13 protein-coding genes are annotated in these 15084 nt (G+C 60.2%); 6 read left to right on the top strand and 7 right to left on the bottom strand.

Features of this window, described 5'->3' with window-relative positions:
- The first annotated feature begins 251 nt into the window (after positions 1-251).
- From lhpI to N2599_RS18325, 4 genes are all read left to right on the top strand, one after another.
- Positions 252-1199 (top strand): bifunctional Delta(1)-pyrroline-2-carboxylate/Delta(1)-piperideine-2-carboxylate reductase, encoded by a 948-nt coding sequence (lhpI, locus tag N2599_RS18340; protein WP_027513417.1) that lies wholly within the window; start codon positions 252-254, stop codon positions 1197-1199.
- A gap of 5 nt (positions 1200-1204) precedes the next feature.
- Complete coding sequence (gene hrpB, locus N2599_RS18335) at positions 1205-3661, top strand: ATP-dependent helicase HrpB (protein ID WP_027513418.1); 2457 nt, start codon at positions 1205-1207, stop codon at positions 3659-3661.
- A 19-nt stretch (positions 3662-3680) separates the two neighbouring features.
- Positions 3681-4991, top strand: coding sequence for an ActS/PrrB/RegB family redox-sensitive histidine kinase (locus N2599_RS18330; RefSeq protein WP_027513419.1), 1311 nt, complete (start codon positions 3681-3683; stop codon positions 4989-4991).
- Between the two features lie 72 nt (positions 4992-5063).
- Entirely contained in the window at positions 5064-5639 is a 576-nt protein-coding gene (locus N2599_RS18325; protein ID WP_027513420.1) for an ActR/PrrA/RegA family redox response regulator transcription factor, read from the top strand.
- A gap of 6 nt (positions 5640-5645) precedes the next feature.
- On the opposite strand, the gene N2599_RS18320 is transcribed toward N2599_RS18325, so the two are convergent.
- Entirely contained in the window at positions 5646-6140 is a 495-nt protein-coding gene (locus N2599_RS18320) for an MmcB family DNA repair protein (RefSeq protein ID WP_027513421.1), read from the bottom strand.
- Positions 6141-6319: 179 nt separating this feature from the next.
- On the opposite strand from N2599_RS18320, the gene N2599_RS18315 reads away from it, so the two are divergent.
- Positions 6320-7000 (top strand): L,D-transpeptidase, encoded by a 681-nt coding sequence (locus N2599_RS18315; RefSeq protein WP_027513422.1) that lies wholly within the window; start codon positions 6320-6322, stop codon positions 6998-7000.
- A gap of 74 nt (positions 7001-7074) precedes the next feature.
- On the opposite strand, the gene N2599_RS18310 is transcribed toward N2599_RS18315, so the two are convergent.
- From N2599_RS18310 to hslV, 6 genes are all read right to left on the bottom strand, one after another.
- Positions 7075-9246 carry a malate synthase G gene (locus N2599_RS18310; protein ID WP_027513423.1) on the bottom strand — a complete coding sequence of 724 codons (2172 nt, stop codon included), beginning with the start codon at positions 9244-9246 and terminating at the stop codon, positions 7075-7077.
- A 92-nt stretch (positions 9247-9338) separates the two neighbouring features.
- Positions 9339-10751 carry a cytochrome P450 gene (locus N2599_RS18305; RefSeq protein ID WP_027513424.1) on the bottom strand — a complete coding sequence of 471 codons (1413 nt, stop codon included), beginning with the start codon at positions 10749-10751 and terminating at the stop codon, positions 9339-9341.
- A gap of 45 nt (positions 10752-10796) precedes the next feature.
- Positions 10797-11744: a DUF1402 family protein gene (locus N2599_RS18300; RefSeq protein ID WP_027513425.1), complete on the bottom strand. Its 948-nt coding sequence runs from the start codon at positions 11742-11744 to the stop codon at positions 10797-10799.
- 196 nt (positions 11745-11940) lie between these two features.
- Entirely contained in the window at positions 11941-13248 is a 1308-nt protein-coding gene (gene hslU, locus N2599_RS18295; RefSeq protein WP_027513426.1) for an ATP-dependent protease ATPase subunit HslU, read from the bottom strand.
- Complete coding sequence (locus N2599_RS18290) at positions 13245-13769, bottom strand: GNAT family N-acetyltransferase (protein ID WP_027513427.1); 525 nt, start codon at positions 13767-13769, stop codon at positions 13245-13247. Before N2599_RS18290 ends, hslU begins: the two co-directional genes overlap by 4 nt.
- The gene (gene hslV / locus N2599_RS18285; protein WP_027513428.1) at positions 13756-14283 is read right to left on the bottom strand and encodes an ATP-dependent protease subunit HslV; all 528 of its coding nucleotides are present in this window, start codon (positions 14281-14283) and stop codon (positions 13756-13758) included. Before hslV ends, N2599_RS18290 begins: the two co-directional genes overlap by 14 nt.
- 178 nt (positions 14284-14461) lie before the next feature.
- Here hslV and hisB point away from each other — a divergent pair, with 178 nt between their 5' ends.
- On the top strand, positions 14462-15070 hold the full coding sequence (hisB, locus tag N2599_RS18280) for an imidazoleglycerol-phosphate dehydratase HisB (protein ID WP_027513429.1): 609 nt from the start codon (positions 14462-14464) through the stop codon (positions 15068-15070).
- Positions 15071-15084 lie beyond the last annotated feature (14 nt).

Genomic DNA, 15084 nt, shown 5'->3' with positions numbered 1-15084 from the left:
CCAATCCAACTTTTTTGACATTTTTGTAACAGACTGTTTTCACTAGGGATTTTAAGGCAGAGTCAAAAGTCGAGCAAATTTCAGTCCAATTCCGGAGCGAGAGAGATTCATTTTTCAGAATCCGCCGTCACGCCGTCGATTTGGGGTGCCTGCCTTATATAGGAAGCATCGTCATCACTTTCCAGATCCGCTTGCGCAGCCGCGGCCAATCGCTAGTTTGGCGTCCTGGATATTCGGCTATGGAGATCGGAATGCTTGTCCTCGATGGAGAACGGACGCGCGCGGCGCTTCCCTGGGGGGAGCTTATCGACGCGATCGCGGCGATGTTTGCCGGGGAATGCGTCATGCCGGTGCGCCATCATCACGACATGGAGGTTCCCGGCGAGGAGGAGGCGACGCTGTTGCTGATGCCTGCCTGGGTGCCCGGGCGCTACGCCGGCGTGAAGATGGTCTCGGTTTTTCCGGGGAACGCCAAGCGCGCGCTGCCTGCGATCTTCGGAACCTATCTGCTTTCGTCTGGCACAACGGGGGAAATGCTTGCGGCGATCGACGGTGGCGAGCTGACGGCACGGCGGACGGCTGCGACCTCCGCATTGGCGGCACGCTATCTGGCGCGGCCGGATGCGGCCGAGCTGCTTGTCTGCGGAACGGGTCGCCTCTCCCTTAACCTGCTGCAGGCGCATGCCACCGTCCGGCCGATCAAACATATACATGTCTGGGGACGCAATCTTGTGAGCGCGGAGAAGATTGCGGCCGAAGCGCGGGAGCTCGGACTTCCCGCCAAAGCAGTCTCCGATATCGAAACGGCGGCGCGAGCCGCCGACATCATCTCCTGCGGCACACTCTCAAGCGAGCCGCTCGTTCGCGGCGAATGGCTGAAACCCGGGGCGCATCTCGATCTCGTCGGCGGCTTCAAGCCGAGCATGCGCGAGAGCGACAACGAGGCGATCCGCCGCGCGTCCGTCTTCGTCGATACGCGAGCTGGTGCGATGAAGGAAGCGGGCGATATCGTTCAGCCGCTTAAAAGCGGCGTTCTCAAGGAGAACGCGATCAAGGCCGAGCTCGCCGAGCTCGTTCGCGGCACGCGAAGCGGCCGCAGCGCGGCGGAAGAAATCACGCTCTTCAAGTCCGTGGGTGCCGCGCTCGAGGACCTCGCGGGAGCAATCCTAGCCTATGAAACCGTCACCGGCAGGAAATAACTGGCATGCCTGTTTTGCCGGAACTTCCGGTTTCTCACGTTCTGCCCGAAATCGGAGCCGCACTTGCCGAAAGCGGGCGAGCCGTTCTTTCCGCACCACCCGGCGCCGGGAAGACCACGCTTGTGCCACTTTACCTGCTGAATCAACCATGGCGCAATGACGGCAGGATCATTCTGCTGGAGCCACGGCGGCTGGCAGCGCGGGCTGCGGCGAGCCGCATGGCCTTTCTGCTCGGCGAACAGGTAGGCGAGACGGTCGGCTATCGCATGCGGCTCGACAATCGTATTTCCGGCAAGACGCGGATCGAAGTGGTCACCGAGGGGGTGTTTGCGCGCATGATCCTCGATGATCCGGAACTCTCCGGCGTTTCGGCGGTCATTTTCGACGAATTTCACGAGCGTTCGCTCGATGCAGACTTTGGATTGGCATTGGCGCTCGACGTGCAGTCGGCGCTGCGTAACGATCTACGGCTTCTGGTGATGTCGGCAACGCTTGACGTCGAGCGTGTCGCAGTGCTTCTCGGTCATCCGCCGGTGATCGAAAGCATGGGTCGGAGTTTTCCGATCGACATCCGCTATCGGGATCGGCCGGGCGGCGAGCGCATAGAGGATGCCGTGACACGGGCAATCCTCGAGGCTCATGCGGATGAGACGGGATCGATCCTCGCTTTCCTGCCTGGACAAGCCGAGATCACCCGAACAGCGGAAAGGCTTGAGGGGCGGTTCGGAACGGATACGCTGATCGCCCCTCTCTACGGCAATCTTGGTCAGAGGGAGCAGGATGCGGCTATCCGGCCGCCGGCTAAGGGAATGCGCAAGATCGTGCTTGCCACATCGATCGCGGAGACCTCGATCACCATCGACGGCGTACGGATCGTGATCGACAGCGGGCTGCAGCGACTGCCGGTGTTCGAAGCCTCGACCGGCATCACGCGGTTGGAGACTGCGCGCGTGTCGCAGGCTTCAGCCGACCAGCGCGCCGGGCGCGCCGGCAGAACGGAGCCCGGCATTGCGGTCCGCCTCTGGCATCCGGGGCAGACGGCCGCATTGGCTCCTTTTACACCGCCGCAAATCCTGTCGAGCGATCTTTCCGGTCTCGTGCTCGATCTGGCGCATTGGGGTGTTCAGGACCCGGCATCGCTTGCCTTCGTCGACCAGCCGCCGGAAACGACGCTGAAGGAGGCGCGCGCGCTACTGCAGGAACTTGGAGCTTTGGACGGGGATAGAACCTTAACGGCGCGTGGACGAACGATGCGCGAGCTTGCGCTGCCGCCGCGGCTGGCCGCCATGGTGGTTTCGGCCGGGGAAAGCGGGCAGGCAAAAGAAGCCGCGATGCTCGCCGTTCTTCTGACAGAGCAGGGCCTCGGCGGTACGAGCATCGACATCGAGGACCGTTTGCGACGCTTCAAGACGGAGAAGGGCGAAAGGGCGGATGCTTCACGGCGCCTTGCTGCACGGCTGGCGCGCGGGCTCGACAAGGTTTCCTCAAGCACGCCGCCGCTTGCCGGACAGCTCCTACTGCATGCCTTTCCGGATCGAATTGCCCTGCAGCGCGGCGGGCGGGGACGATACGTGATGGTAAACGGCCGTGGCGCCGAATTGCCGGAGACGGAACGTCTGGCGGGCAGCCAGATGTTGGTGATCGCCGATCTGACCGGGCGCGCGGCGCAAGCGCGTATCCTGGCTGCGGCGGAGATTTCGCGCAGCGATGTCGAAGCCGAGCTGCCAGGTCTGATCACGACCGGCGAGCAGACCTATTTCGATCTACAGACCAGACGCATCCGCGCCCGGCGCGCGACGAGGCTCGGGGCGATCGTTTTCGATGAAACGCCGCTGCCCCGGCCGACGGGCGAGGCTGTTGCCGCGGCACTGGCGGACGGCGTACGGCAACTCGGACTCGACGCCCTGCCCTTTTCCAAGGAGGCTATCCAGCTGCGCGAGCGGATCGGCTTCCTGCATCGAACGATCGGCGCGCCATGGCCGGATGTCAGCGACGCTGCGTTATTGGAACGGCTGGACGACTGGTTCACGCCCTACCAGAGCGATGCACGCGGGCTTTCGGATATTCCCGCCGGATCGCTCACCAGCGGGCTGATGGCGCTTGTGCCGCACGAGTTGCAACGCGACCTTAACCGGCTGGCGCCGACGCATTTCGAAGCGCCGACGGGTCAGCGGCATCCGATCCGATACGAGGGCGAGGAGCCGCTGCTGACGATTCGCGTACAGGAACTTTTCGGATTGAAGCAGCATCCGGCGATCGGCGGCGGACGGCTGCCGCTTCTTCTCGAACTGACGTCGCCGGCGCACCGGCCGATCCAGACGACGCGCGACTTGCCGGGGTTTTGGGCCGGTTCCTGGAAAGACGTGCGCGCCGACATCCGGGGCCGCTACCCGCGGCATCCGTGGCCGGAGCGGCCGGAGGAGGCCTTGCCGACGACACGCGTTAAGCCGCGTGGTACATAAGCAGTGCGAGGAGCCGGCCATGGTCGATGACGCCAACAGCAAGCCTCAGGATAACCGCCACAGCAGCCGCAGGCTGCGCCTGCAGACGCTGGTACGCTTGCGCTGGCTCGCGGTCGGCGGACAGGCGGTGACGGTTTTCATCGTCGCCTTTTGGCTGAAATTCCCGTTGCCGCTGGTTACAAGCAGCTTGTTGATTGCAGCGCTTGCCTTGGTCAATTTCTTTCTGACGATCCGCTATCCACCAACGCATCGCCTGCAACCACCAGCCGCCTTCGCGCTGCTTGGACTTGACCTTCTGCAGCTTTGCGCGTTGCTGTTCATCACCGGCGGCCTGGCGAACCCGTTTGCGGCGCTCGTCTGCGTGCCGGTCATCATTTCTTTTGCCTCCCAACCGATCCGCTACAGCGTCGCCCTCATCGTCTTTGCGATGGTCTGCATCACGATCCTCGCTTTCTCGCCCTTCCCGCTTCCATGGTTCAACGGCGCCGAGATCAATGTGCACAACGTCATGCAGTTCGGTGTCTGGTGTTCGATCGCTTCGACCATGGCCTTTGCAGCTTTCTATGCCTATCGCGTTTCCATGGAAGCGAGCCAGTTGGCGGATGCGCTGGCTGCAACCGAACTCGTTCTGCAGAGGGAAAAGCACCTCTCGCAACTCGATGGCCTGGCGGCGGCGGCGGCACATGAGCTCGGAACGCCGCTTGCGACGATCAGCGTCGTCGCAAAGGAAATGGAGCGCGAGCTGAAGGATGACGACCGGTTCCGCGAAGACGTGCATCTGCTGCGCAGCCAGAGCGAACGCTGCCGCGATATCCTGAAGCGGCTGACGAGTCTTTCTGCAGAGGGCGATGCCCATATGCGGCGCCTGCCGCTATCTTCGATGATGGAGGAGATCATTGCGCCTTTTCGCGAATTTCCGATTGAAGTCGAGCTGATCGAAAAAAGCCCGCGCAAGGGTGAACCGGTGACGGAGCGCAATGCCGGGATCATGTATGGGCTTGGCAACCTCATCGAAAATGCCGTCGATTATGCTCGCGAGAAAGTAACAGTCACCGTCGAACATGACCCCAGTAAGGTTCTGATCGTCATCGAGGACGATGGCAACGGCTACGCACCGGATATTCTCACCCGTATCGGCGAGCCTTACGTCACCAAAAGGCAGAAAGAGGATACTGCGGGCGGGCTTGGGCTCGGGCTCTTTATCGCCAAGACGCTGCTTGAGCGTTCCGGTGCAACGCTGGTTTTTGAAAACCGCGATCCGGAAAGTGAAGGAGCGCGTATCCGTGTCGAATGGCCGCGCATGCTCATCGATGCAAATTCGACAAAATGACTTTATCGGCATAATGAAGATATGCGTAGCTGACAAATATCAGGTGGGCGTAAACCGCCAGGATCGAAGACCATGACCGAACAAAGCCACGAAACCCTTGCCGCCGGCGAGCACGATATTGGCCCCGATGCGAGCCTCTTGATTGTCGACGACGACGGGCCTTTTCTGCGACGTTTGGCACGCGCGATGGAGACACGCGGCTTCCAGGTCGAGACCGCCGAATCGGTTGCGGAGGGCGTTGCCAAGTCGAAGAGCCATCCGCCGAAATATGCGGTGGTCGACCTGCGGCTCGGTGATGGCAACGGCCTCGACGTCATCGAGGCGATCCGCCAGCGCCGGGACGATACGCGGATCATCGTGCTGACGGGCTACGGCAATATCGCAACGGCAGTGACAGCCGTGAAGCTCGGGGCCGTCGACTATCTCGCCAAGCCTGCCGATGCGGACGACGTATTCGCAGCTTTGACGCAACGGCCGGGCGAGAAGGCGGAGCTTCCGGAAAACCCGATGTCGGCCGACCGGGTTCGCTGGGAGCATATCCAGCGCGTCTATGAAATGTGCGAGCGCAACGTCTCCGAGACGGCGCGGCGGCTCAACATGCACCGCCGCACGCTACAGCGAATTCTCGCAAAACGCGCCCCGAAGTAGCCGCTGTTAGATATCGTCGGTGGCAAGCGGCTTGCCATTCGCCCATTCAGCCAGCATCAATCTCTGCGCGGCGGCGCGGGAGAAATTCAGTGTGACCGATTTGCGGGTTGCCGGCGCAAGCCGATGTTCGGGTGCTTCGCGGATCATATGCGCGCCATAGCCGTCGGACAGAAACAGTCCGCATTCCTCCGGGAAGATATCAAGCGGTACATCCTTGTGCGTCGCAAAGAACAGTCGGTCGCAATGCAGCCGGTATTCGGGCCACTTGCGATCAACGCGGAAATCCTCGATCGAGGTTTTGATCTCGATGATCCAGATTTCGCCTTTTTCCGAAATGGTAATCAAATCGGCGCGCCGGCCGCTCGCCAGCGGCAGTTCAGGCAGAACCGCATGGCGCATGTCGTGAAGTAATATCTGAGTCCCGCGGCGCACGAGCATGGCTCTGTCCGATTGCCGGCCATCTATTAACGGATTGTTATTGTAAACGCTCAAAATCGTCATGGATAACCGTGAGGACGTATCGCCCGTTGTTGCAAAAAAACCATGCGGTTCTAATTTGCCGCTGCCGGTAACTCTCGCCGCACTGCAACATCTTGCAAAGACGAAGTTAATCGAAAATAAACCATAATCAAAGATGGTTCCAAGACCGTTTCCTCACTGCCAATCCTAAAGAGATATTCATGCGCATCCGAAATGCATTCCCTGTATTCGGCCTAATGGCGACCCTCGCTCTGGCCGGCTGCTCTACCAATTCCGATCGCGCTTCCCTCGAAGACAAGGCCGCCGGCCCGACTGTCCAGACGGCACAAATCTTCGATGATGCCTACGGCGTGAGGACGGATGCCGGATACGCCCTGCCCGCGATCCCGATCCAGCGCGTCAAGCCGGAGTTCCGCCGACAGATTGTTTCCTACGAGACGACCGAGCGTCCGGGTACGATCATCGTCAACACCCGCGAGCGCCACCTTTACTACATCCTGCCGGGCGGCAAGGCGATGCGCTACGGCATCGGCGTCGGCAAGCAGGGCTTCGCATGGGCCGGCACGGCCTATGTCGCCTGGAAGCAGGAATGGCCGACCTGGCATCCGCCGAAGGAAATGGCTGTCCGCAAGCCCGACATTGCAAAGTACGTTGAGGACGGCATGGGCCCGGGTCTCACCAATCCGCTCGGCGCACGCGCCATGTATCTCTTCAACGAAAAGGGCCAGGATACCCTTTTCCGCCTTCACGGCACGCCCGAATGGGCCTCCATCGGCACCGCAGCTTCGTCCGGCTGCATCCGCCTGATGAACCAGGACGTGATCGACCTTTACAGCCGCGTACGCCCAGGCAAGGCGACCAAGGTCATCGTTATCCAGTAAGCTAGAAAGCGAATTCGGTATAAAAAAGGCCACCGGAATTTTCTTACGGTGGCCTTTTTGTTTGATCATGAGCCTTATGCGGCCTGCCTGCCTTTGAGCTCGAGACGGCGGCGATGAAGGACCGGCTCCGTGTAGCCGCTCGGCTGTTCCCTGCCCTTCAAGACGAGATCGACGGCAGCCTGGAAGGCCACCGAGCGGTCGAAATTCTCCGCCATCGGCATATAGGCAGGATCGCCGGCATTCTGTTGATCGACGACCGCGGCCATGCGCTTCATCGTCTCGATGACCTGTGCTTCACTGACGACCTTGTGGTGCAGCCAGTTGGCTATGTGCTGAGCGGAAATGCGAAGCGTTGCGCGGTCTTCCATCAGCCCGACATTGTTGATGTCCGGCACCTTCGAGCAGCCGATGCCCTGATCGACCCAACGGACGACGTAGCCGAGGATACCCTGCGCATTGTTGTCGAGTTCTCGCTGGATTTCCTCCGTCGTCCAGTTCGGCCGGGCGGCAACTGGAACGGAAAGGATATCGGAGAGCTTGGCACGGGCGCGATCCTTCAGTCCGCGCTGAACGTCGGCCACGTTGATCCGGTGATAATGCGTCGCGTGCAGTGTCGCTGCAGTTGGCGAGGGAACCCAGGCGGTGTTGGCACCGGCCTTCGGGTGGGCGATCTTCTGCTCCAGCATAGCCGCCATCAGGTCTGGCATCGCCCACATGCCCTTGCCGATCTGCGCGTGACCGGACAGGCCGCATTCGAGGCCGATATCGACGTTCCAGTTCTCGTAGGCCGATATCCATGCCGCCTGCTTCATGTCGCCCTTGCGGATCATCGGGCCTGCTTCCATCGAGGTATGGATCTCGTCTCCAGTACGGTCGAGGAAGCCTGTATTGATAAAGACGACGCGCTCGCGGGCAGCACGAATGCATTCCTTGAGATTTACCGTCGTGCGGCGCTCCTCATCCATGATTCCCATCTTCATCGTGTTCTTCGGCATGCCGAGAAGTTCTTCGACGCGTGAGAAAATCTCGACGGCGAACGCCACTTCCTCAGGCCCATGCATCTTCGGCTTGACGATATACATCGAGCCGGTGCGCGAGTTCTTGCGGCGGCCGTTGGGACCGATATCGTAAAGCGCGATCAGGCCGGTAATGGCGGCATCCATCATGCCTTCGGGAACTTCGCGACCGTCACGGTCGAGGATAGCCGGATTCGTCATCAGGTGGCCGACATTACGGACGAGCATCAGCGAGCGGCGATGCAAATCAAAGGCGGAGCCGTCCGGCGCCTGATAGGTGATGTCAGGATTGAGCTTGCGGATGAAGGTCGAGCCGCCCTTGGTTACTTCCTCCTGCAGGTCGCCCTTCATGAGGCCCAGCCAGTTGCGATAGACGACGACTTTGTCCTCGGCATCGACGGCAGCAATCGAATCCTCGCAGTCCATTATCGTCGTGATCGCTGATTCGAGCCAGACATCGGAAACATGCGCCGGATCGTTCTTTCCGATCGGCGTCGAGGCATCGATGACAATCTCGATGTGAATGCCGTTGTTTTTCAAGAGAAGATGTGTCGGCGCTTCGGCATTTCCTCGGTAGCCGGCAAAATGCCGATTATCCCTGAGGGCCAGTCTTTCGCCATCTGTCAAGGTGATCGCGAGATTGCCGCTGTCCACCTTAAAGGCAGCAGCATCCTTCCAACGCGCGCCTTCGAGCGGAGCGGCGCCGTCCAGAAAGTCGCGAACCCAGGCGATGACCCTTTCGCCGCGCTTCGGATTGTAGCCCTTGCCTTTTTCCGCGCCGTCGCTTTCGGGAATGGCATCCGTGCCGTAAAGCGCGTCGTAGAGCGAGCCCCAGCGCGCATTTGCGGCGTTCAACGCGTAACGCGCATTCATGACCGGGACGACGAGTTGCGGCCCGGCAATCGAGGCGATCTCGGGATCGACATTGTTGGTCGAAACCTGGAAATCAGAGCCTTCCGGCAGCAGATAGCCTATTTCGCGCAGAAATGCCTGATGGGCATCCAAGTCTGTCGGCGCGCCATTCTTGCGGTACCAGTCGTCAATCTGCTGCTGGAGATGGTCGCGCTTCAGAAGCAGTTCGCGGTTCTTCGGCGCGAGATCATGAACGATTGCTGAAAAGCCGGCGAAAAATGCATCCGCATCAACCCGAAGGTCGGGAAGCACTTCATTGACGATGAAATCATGAAGGACGGTTTCGACGAAAAGACCGTTCTTTTCAATGCGGCGCATACAATTCTCCTCCCGCAGACGGCGGCGTTTTCACATACTGTTCACTTTGCGCCGCTTTCATTCATAGTCAATTCTGCAATAGTTCGAAAGATTTATGCCCATGAGGAAACAGTGCGCGCGGTGACACGCATCGGCAGACCGTTCTGGGGCTGGGTCGTCAGTTTCTGCACCGGCCAAGGATTGGTCTTCTCCGTCACGTCGAAGCGGAAACGGCTCATCAATACGGCCAGCGCAATGACCGCTTCCTGCAGGGCGAAGGTGGCGCCGATGCAAACACGCGGACCGGCGCCGAATGGCAGGAACTGGAACCGGCCGATCTTGCCGCGGTTTTCCGGAAAAAAGCGCTCGGGCATATAGGCGCGCGGCTTGTCCCAGTAGAGCTCATGCCGGTGCAGGGTCCAGGGCATGATGAGCACCGTCATGCCGGCATGGATCTCGACCTTCTCGCCTTTGGCATCTGTCCAGCTGTCGTCAGCGATCGCCGCACGGTTGATCGACGGCGCCGGCGGATAGAGCCGCAGGGCCTCCTCGAAGGCGGCGCGCGTGAGGGGCATCAGATCGAGCCATTCGACGGGCTCGGCGCCGCTTGCAAGAACGCGGCCGATCTCTTCCTCCATCCCATCGCGGATATGCGGGCTGTTCGCCACGCAATATAGCGTCCAGGCGAGCGCCCGCGCCGTCGTTTCATGACCAGCGCCGATGAACGTCAGGATATTGTCTTCGATTTCTTCATTGGTGAGGCCGCCCGCCGATGCCCGGTCGAGCAGCAGAGTCAGAAAATCTTCGGGCGCCGAGGCGCGATCGGCAGCCATGCGCCGGAGCCTGGCGTCCATCGTTTCGCGCACCATGTTGCGGAACTTGTCGAGAACCTTCCGGCCGCCGACCCGCGTCACCCGCGGCACCCAACTCGGCGCTCGCAGGAGATCCATGGGGTCGACGCGGCCCATGCGGTGCAGAAGCGCGTTCACATCGTCAGCGAAGCTGTCCGAGGATGTGACGATTTCACCGGAAAACAGCGTATCGGCAAGGATTGCAAAGGTGAGCTCCGTCATATCGCTGGCGATTTCGAATACCCGGCCTTCGCTTCCCGCCGCCTCGTACTTATGCACATACGCCTCGGACTGCTGCAGCATCTGCGCGGCAAAGCCGTTGGCGTGGCGGGGCGTGAAGACGGGGGCAACCGCTTTCCGCGTCCGCTTCCAGACCTCGCCTTCAGCCGTCAGCAATCCATCGCGCAATATGGGGCGCAATATGAGCTGGCGGATATCCGACATGCGGTAGTTCGCGGTGTTATCGACCAGCACATATTTAATGAGGGCGGGATCGTTGACGATGATCGTGCTGTCGCCGAAGAAGCGGTCCTTGATCCAGGGAAGTGTGTAGGACGGCTCGCCCCAAAGCTCCAAGGGATTGCGAAAGATCGTGCGGATGATCTCCAGCCGCGACGGTGGCACGGAGCGCGGCAGCGGCGCGGGTGGAACAAACGGTTCCGGTCGCATATCCATGGCAAAGCCTTTCGCGGAAGATTATAGCCTCCCGCCAGGCGAACGTTAGAGCAGGCCCTCAAGCTCGTCCAGCTTGTCGTTGATCAGCCAGCCGTAATAATTCTCCTCCGGCCAGACTATCGCACCTGCGACCTGGTTCCTCGCGGCAAGAGCCGATGCGCGCTGGCGCGAATTGCCGACATTGTAAAGCGTGGCGGTCAGGCCGGGATTGTTCGAAATATCCATGCCGGTAATCTGCTTGTAATCATCTATCGACTGGCGGATGGAGGCCGCAACGAACGCGAGCGAGATATCCGGCTCCATGATGGCGCGGTAAACGGCGCCGGCATCCTTTTCGTTCAGTCTCGGATAGCCGGAAACACGGCTGACCAGATCCGACAGCATCAATGCCGTCAGCGGGTTCACCTGGCCGAGACCGAAGGTTTGACCGGCATAAAACGGCTGGAAGAACACGGCGCTGAAGCGGTTGTTCGGGAAGCTCTTGCCGCCGACGGTCCTGCCGCGGAACTCGCTTTCCCAGACATCCTCACGGCAGCTCCAAAGCAGATAGGAATCGCGCTTGCCGTTGCACTCGGCAAACTGTGGACGATCGACGAAGGTGTCGACATCCTCGCCTTCATAGGCAAAACGGAAGCTCTCGCCGGCGTAGGAAGCGGCCTTGACGTAATAGGATTGAAGGCGGTCATAGGCGTCGACGTTATAGGTGTGCTCGCCGACGATGGCCCCGATGATGTGGATGGGTTCAATGCCGTAAGCGGCCGCCGTCTTCCTGATCTTGCTCATCAGCTCGTGATCGGTGGAGAGTAGCTCATAAACCTTCTCATACTTGCGATCGAAGGTCGTCTTGGTACCCTTGGTGCGGCGGACGGATGCGCCAGGGACCGCAGGCTGCTCGACGTTGCGGTTGCCGGGCGGCACGACCTGCATCGCATGGGCGGGCACGGATGTAAGTGCCGCAACGGCGATCAGGAGGCATGTCAAAAGGCGTCGCACGATCAGCTATTCCGTCCTCTGGCTATTATATCGTCTTCATGGCGAAGCGCGCTGACTGGACCAGAATCTTGGCCGAATAAAGCCGCGTCCACAAACAAAACGGGCCTTCACTAAGTAGTAAAAGGCCCGCTGTCGAGAGTTCAGACTGCCGAAATCCGGCGCGAAACCCGCAAAGGTTTCGACCGATGCGGCAATATCACAGGATGAAACGCGAGAGGTCCGTGTTCTGCGCCAGATCGCCGACATGCTCACGCACATAGGCGGAGTCGATCTTCACCGCCGAACCGCCGCGATCCGGGGCATTAAACGAGATGTCGTCCAACACACGTTCCATCACGGTCTGCAGCCTGCGAGCGCCGATGTTTTCGACCGATGAGTTCAGATGGACGGCGACATCGGCCAAGGCATCAATCGCGTCGTCGGTAAATTCGAGGTTCAGGTTCTCTGTTTCCATGAGCGCGCGATACTGGCGGATCAGGCTTGCCTCGGTTTCTGTCAGGATACGGCGAAAGTCTTCCTTGGTCAGCGGACGAAGTTCGACACGGATCGGCAGGCGGCCCTGCAATTCCGGCAAGAGATCGGAAGGCTTCGAGACATGGAAGGCGCCCGAGGCGATGAAAAGAACGTGGTCGGTCTTCACCGGCCCGTACTTCGTGGAGACAGTCGTTCCTTCGACGAGCGGTAGCAAATCGCGCTGCACCCCCTCGCGCGACACGCCGGCACCCATCCCGCCGTCGCGCGCTGCAATCTTGTCGATCTCATCGAGGAAGACGATGCCGTCATTCTCGACAGCACGCACGGCTTCGCGCTGGATGACTTCGTTGTCGATCAGCTTGTCGGACTCGTCCCGGATCAGATCGGTATAGGAGGCTTTAACAGTGGTGCGGACCTTTTTGGTACGCCCGCCCAGCGCCTTGCCGAACATTTCCGAGATGTTGAGAACACCGATATTGGCACCGGGCATGCCGGGGATTTCAAAGCCGCCCATGCCCGCGCCGCTATCGGCAACCTCGATATCAATCTCCTTATCGTCCAGTTCGCCATTGCGCAGCTTCTTGCGGAAGCTGTCACGCGTGGCAGGAGAAGCGGTAGACCCGACAAGGGCATCAAGCACACGTTCCTCGGCGCTCATATGCGCCTTCGATTCGACCTCGGCGCGCTTCTTGTCGCGCGCGAGCCCGATGCCGATCTCGACGAGGTCGCGGATGATCTGTTCGACATCGCGGCCGACATAGCCGACCTCGGTGAACTTGGTCGCCTCGACCTTGATGAAAGGCGCACCGGCAAGTTTGGCAAGACGGCGCGAAATCTCCGTTTTGCCGACGCCGGTCGGGCCGATCATCAGGATATTCTTGGGCATCACTTCGTCGCGCAGGCTTGGATCGAGCTGCTGGCGGCGCCAGCGGTTGCGGAGCGCGATCGCCACGGCGCGCTTGGCCTCATGCTGACCGATAATGTAGCGGTCGAGTTCGGAAACGATCTCGCGAGGGGAAAAGGTGGTCATGGTAATTCCGTTTCTCCGGGTGCGTCCAGTGCCATGAAATGGGCCGGACCGTAAATGGAAGTTCTTTTATCGACGTAGCGAAAGCCCGCCTTCTCGTAAGCCCTGATCGCCTGAACGTTTTCAGGATCCGGATCGATCACGATGCGCGTGGCGCCACCTGCAAAAAGCTCGGACGCAAGCTTGCGGATGATCGCAGCACCGTGGCCTTTGCCCGTCAGTTCCGGGATACCGATCGAAATGTCGATGCCGAGCGTACCCTTCGGCTGATCGCGATAGGGATGGCCCTCCTCGAGATGAGGATCGTAACTTTGCAGATAGCCTATAGGCTTTCCGTCCAGTTCCACGATCATCGGCCGGGTTTCCTTACTCGTCATTGCCTCTTCGATCGAACCAAGCTCCGTTGCAGGTTCGCCCCACCATCTCGCGACATGCGGCTCCGTAAGCCATTGCGCCAGAAGCGGGAGATCCTCGCGGCAGACGTCGCGGAAACGATATCGCGAGACAGGCTTAGCTTTCAGCATCCAGTGTTTCCATCACCACGTTGTGGTTCGTATAGACGCAGATGTCGGCTGCGATATCCAGCGCTCGGCGAGCGACCTCTTCTGCGGACTTGTCCGTATCCATCAGGGCACGCGCTGCCGCCAAGGCGAAGTTGCCGCCGGAGCCGATCGCCGTAGCGCCATGCTCAGGCTCCAGAACATCGCCGTTGCCGGTGACTGCCAGTGTTATCGATTTGTCTGCGACCAGCATCATGGCTTCGAGGTTGCGAAGATACTTGTCCGTGCGCCAGTCCTTGGCGAGTTCGACGGCTGCGCGCATCAGTTGGCCCGGATATTGTTCGAGCTTCTTTTCAAGGCGCTCGAGCAGCGTAAAGGCGTCCGCGGTCGCGCCCGCGAAACCGGCAATGACCTCGCCCTTGCCAATACGCCGCACCTTGCGGGCATTGCCCTTCATAACGGTCTGACCGAGGCTGACCTGGCCGTCACCGGCCATCACCACCTTGCCGCCCTTTCGAATTGTAATAATCGTTGTCATCAAAACATCCTTGCCCGGATCAGCGGGCGTTACGCCGAGCCGCTCACCGGCCCCTGTGAGCCCTATGTAAGTTTGCCGATGGCGATTGCAAATGGGCGGGTTTTTCTGCCGGTGCGCTTCTGGATATTTTATGGAACGCCTGATAAGGAACGGCCGTCATTCCCGATGGAGCAGCCATATGGCCGATACTGCAGCAAGCCGCACGGGCAGTGTTTCCCGCAAGACGAAAGAGACTTCGGTTTCCGTTTCCGTCAATCTTGACGGCAGCGGCAAAGCCAAGATTTCGACGGGCGTCGGCTTCTTCGACCATATGCTAGACCAGCTTTCGCGACACTCACTGATCGACATGGACATCGAAACGAAGGGCGACCTGCATATCGACGATCACCACACAGTCGAAGATACCGGGATCGCGATAGGCCAGGCGATTGCAAAAGCGCTCGGCGACCGCCGCGGCATCACCCGCTATGCTTCGATCGACCTTGCCATGGACGAGACGATGACGAAAGCTGCTGTCGATCTTTCCGGTCGTCCGTTCCTGGTCTGGAATGTCGCCTTCAGCGCGCCGAAGATCGGCGCCTTCGACACCGAACTTGTCCGCGAATTCTTCCAAGCACTGGCGCAGAACGCCGGCATCACCTTGCATATCTTGAACCAATATGGTGCCAACAACCATCATATTGCAGAGACCTGCTTCAAGGCCGTTGCCCGCGCGCTGCGCATGGCGACAGAGATCGATCCGAGACAGGCGGGCCGTGTTCCCTCGACGAAGGGCACGCTCGTCTGAGCCCCTTCAGGGAG

Source organism: Rhizobium sullae, from assembly GCF_025200715.1.
Taxonomy (GTDB): domain Bacteria; phylum Pseudomonadota; class Alphaproteobacteria; order Rhizobiales; family Rhizobiaceae; genus Rhizobium; species Rhizobium sullae.
Note: the sequence above shows the minus strand (reverse complement) of the source record. Positions and strands in the feature narration are given on the sequence as shown.

Bases quoted from the DNA above. Each gene is read 5' to 3' on its own strand.
- lhpI (WP_027513417.1), top strand. From the start codon at position 252: ATGCTTGTCCTCGATGGAGAACGGACGCGCGCGGCGCTTCCCTGGGGG.
- hrpB (WP_027513418.1), top strand. From the start codon at position 1,205: ATGCCTGTTTTGCCGGAACTTCCGGTTTCTCACGTTCTGCCCGAAATC.
- N2599_RS18330 (WP_027513419.1), top strand. From the start codon at position 3,681: ATGGTCGATGACGCCAACAGCAAGCCTCAGGATAACCGCCACAGCAGC.
- N2599_RS18325 (WP_027513420.1), top strand. From the start codon at position 5,064: ATGACCGAACAAAGCCACGAAACCCTTGCCGCCGGCGAGCACGATATT.
- N2599_RS18320 (WP_027513421.1), bottom strand. From the start codon at position 6,140: ATGACGATTTTGAGCGTTTACAATAACAATCCGTTAATAGATGGCCGG.
- N2599_RS18315 (WP_027513422.1), top strand. From the start codon at position 6,320: ATGCGCATCCGAAATGCATTCCCTGTATTCGGCCTAATGGCGACCCTC.
- N2599_RS18310 (WP_027513423.1), bottom strand. From the start codon at position 9,246: ATGCGCCGCATTGAAAAGAACGGTCTTTTCGTCGAAACCGTCCTTCAT.
- N2599_RS18305 (WP_027513424.1), bottom strand. From the start codon at position 10,751: ATGGATATGCGACCGGAACCGTTTGTTCCACCCGCGCCGCTGCCGCGC.
- hslU (WP_027513426.1), bottom strand. From the start codon at position 13,248: ATGACCACCTTTTCCCCTCGCGAGATCGTTTCCGAACTCGACCGCTAC.
- N2599_RS18290 (WP_027513427.1), bottom strand. From the start codon at position 13,769: ATGCTGAAAGCTAAGCCTGTCTCGCGATATCGTTTCCGCGACGTCTGC.
- hslV (WP_027513428.1), bottom strand. From the start codon at position 14,283: ATGACAACGATTATTACAATTCGAAAGGGCGGCAAGGTGGTGATGGCC.
- hisB (WP_027513429.1), top strand. From the start codon at position 14,462: ATGGCCGATACTGCAGCAAGCCGCACGGGCAGTGTTTCCCGCAAGACG.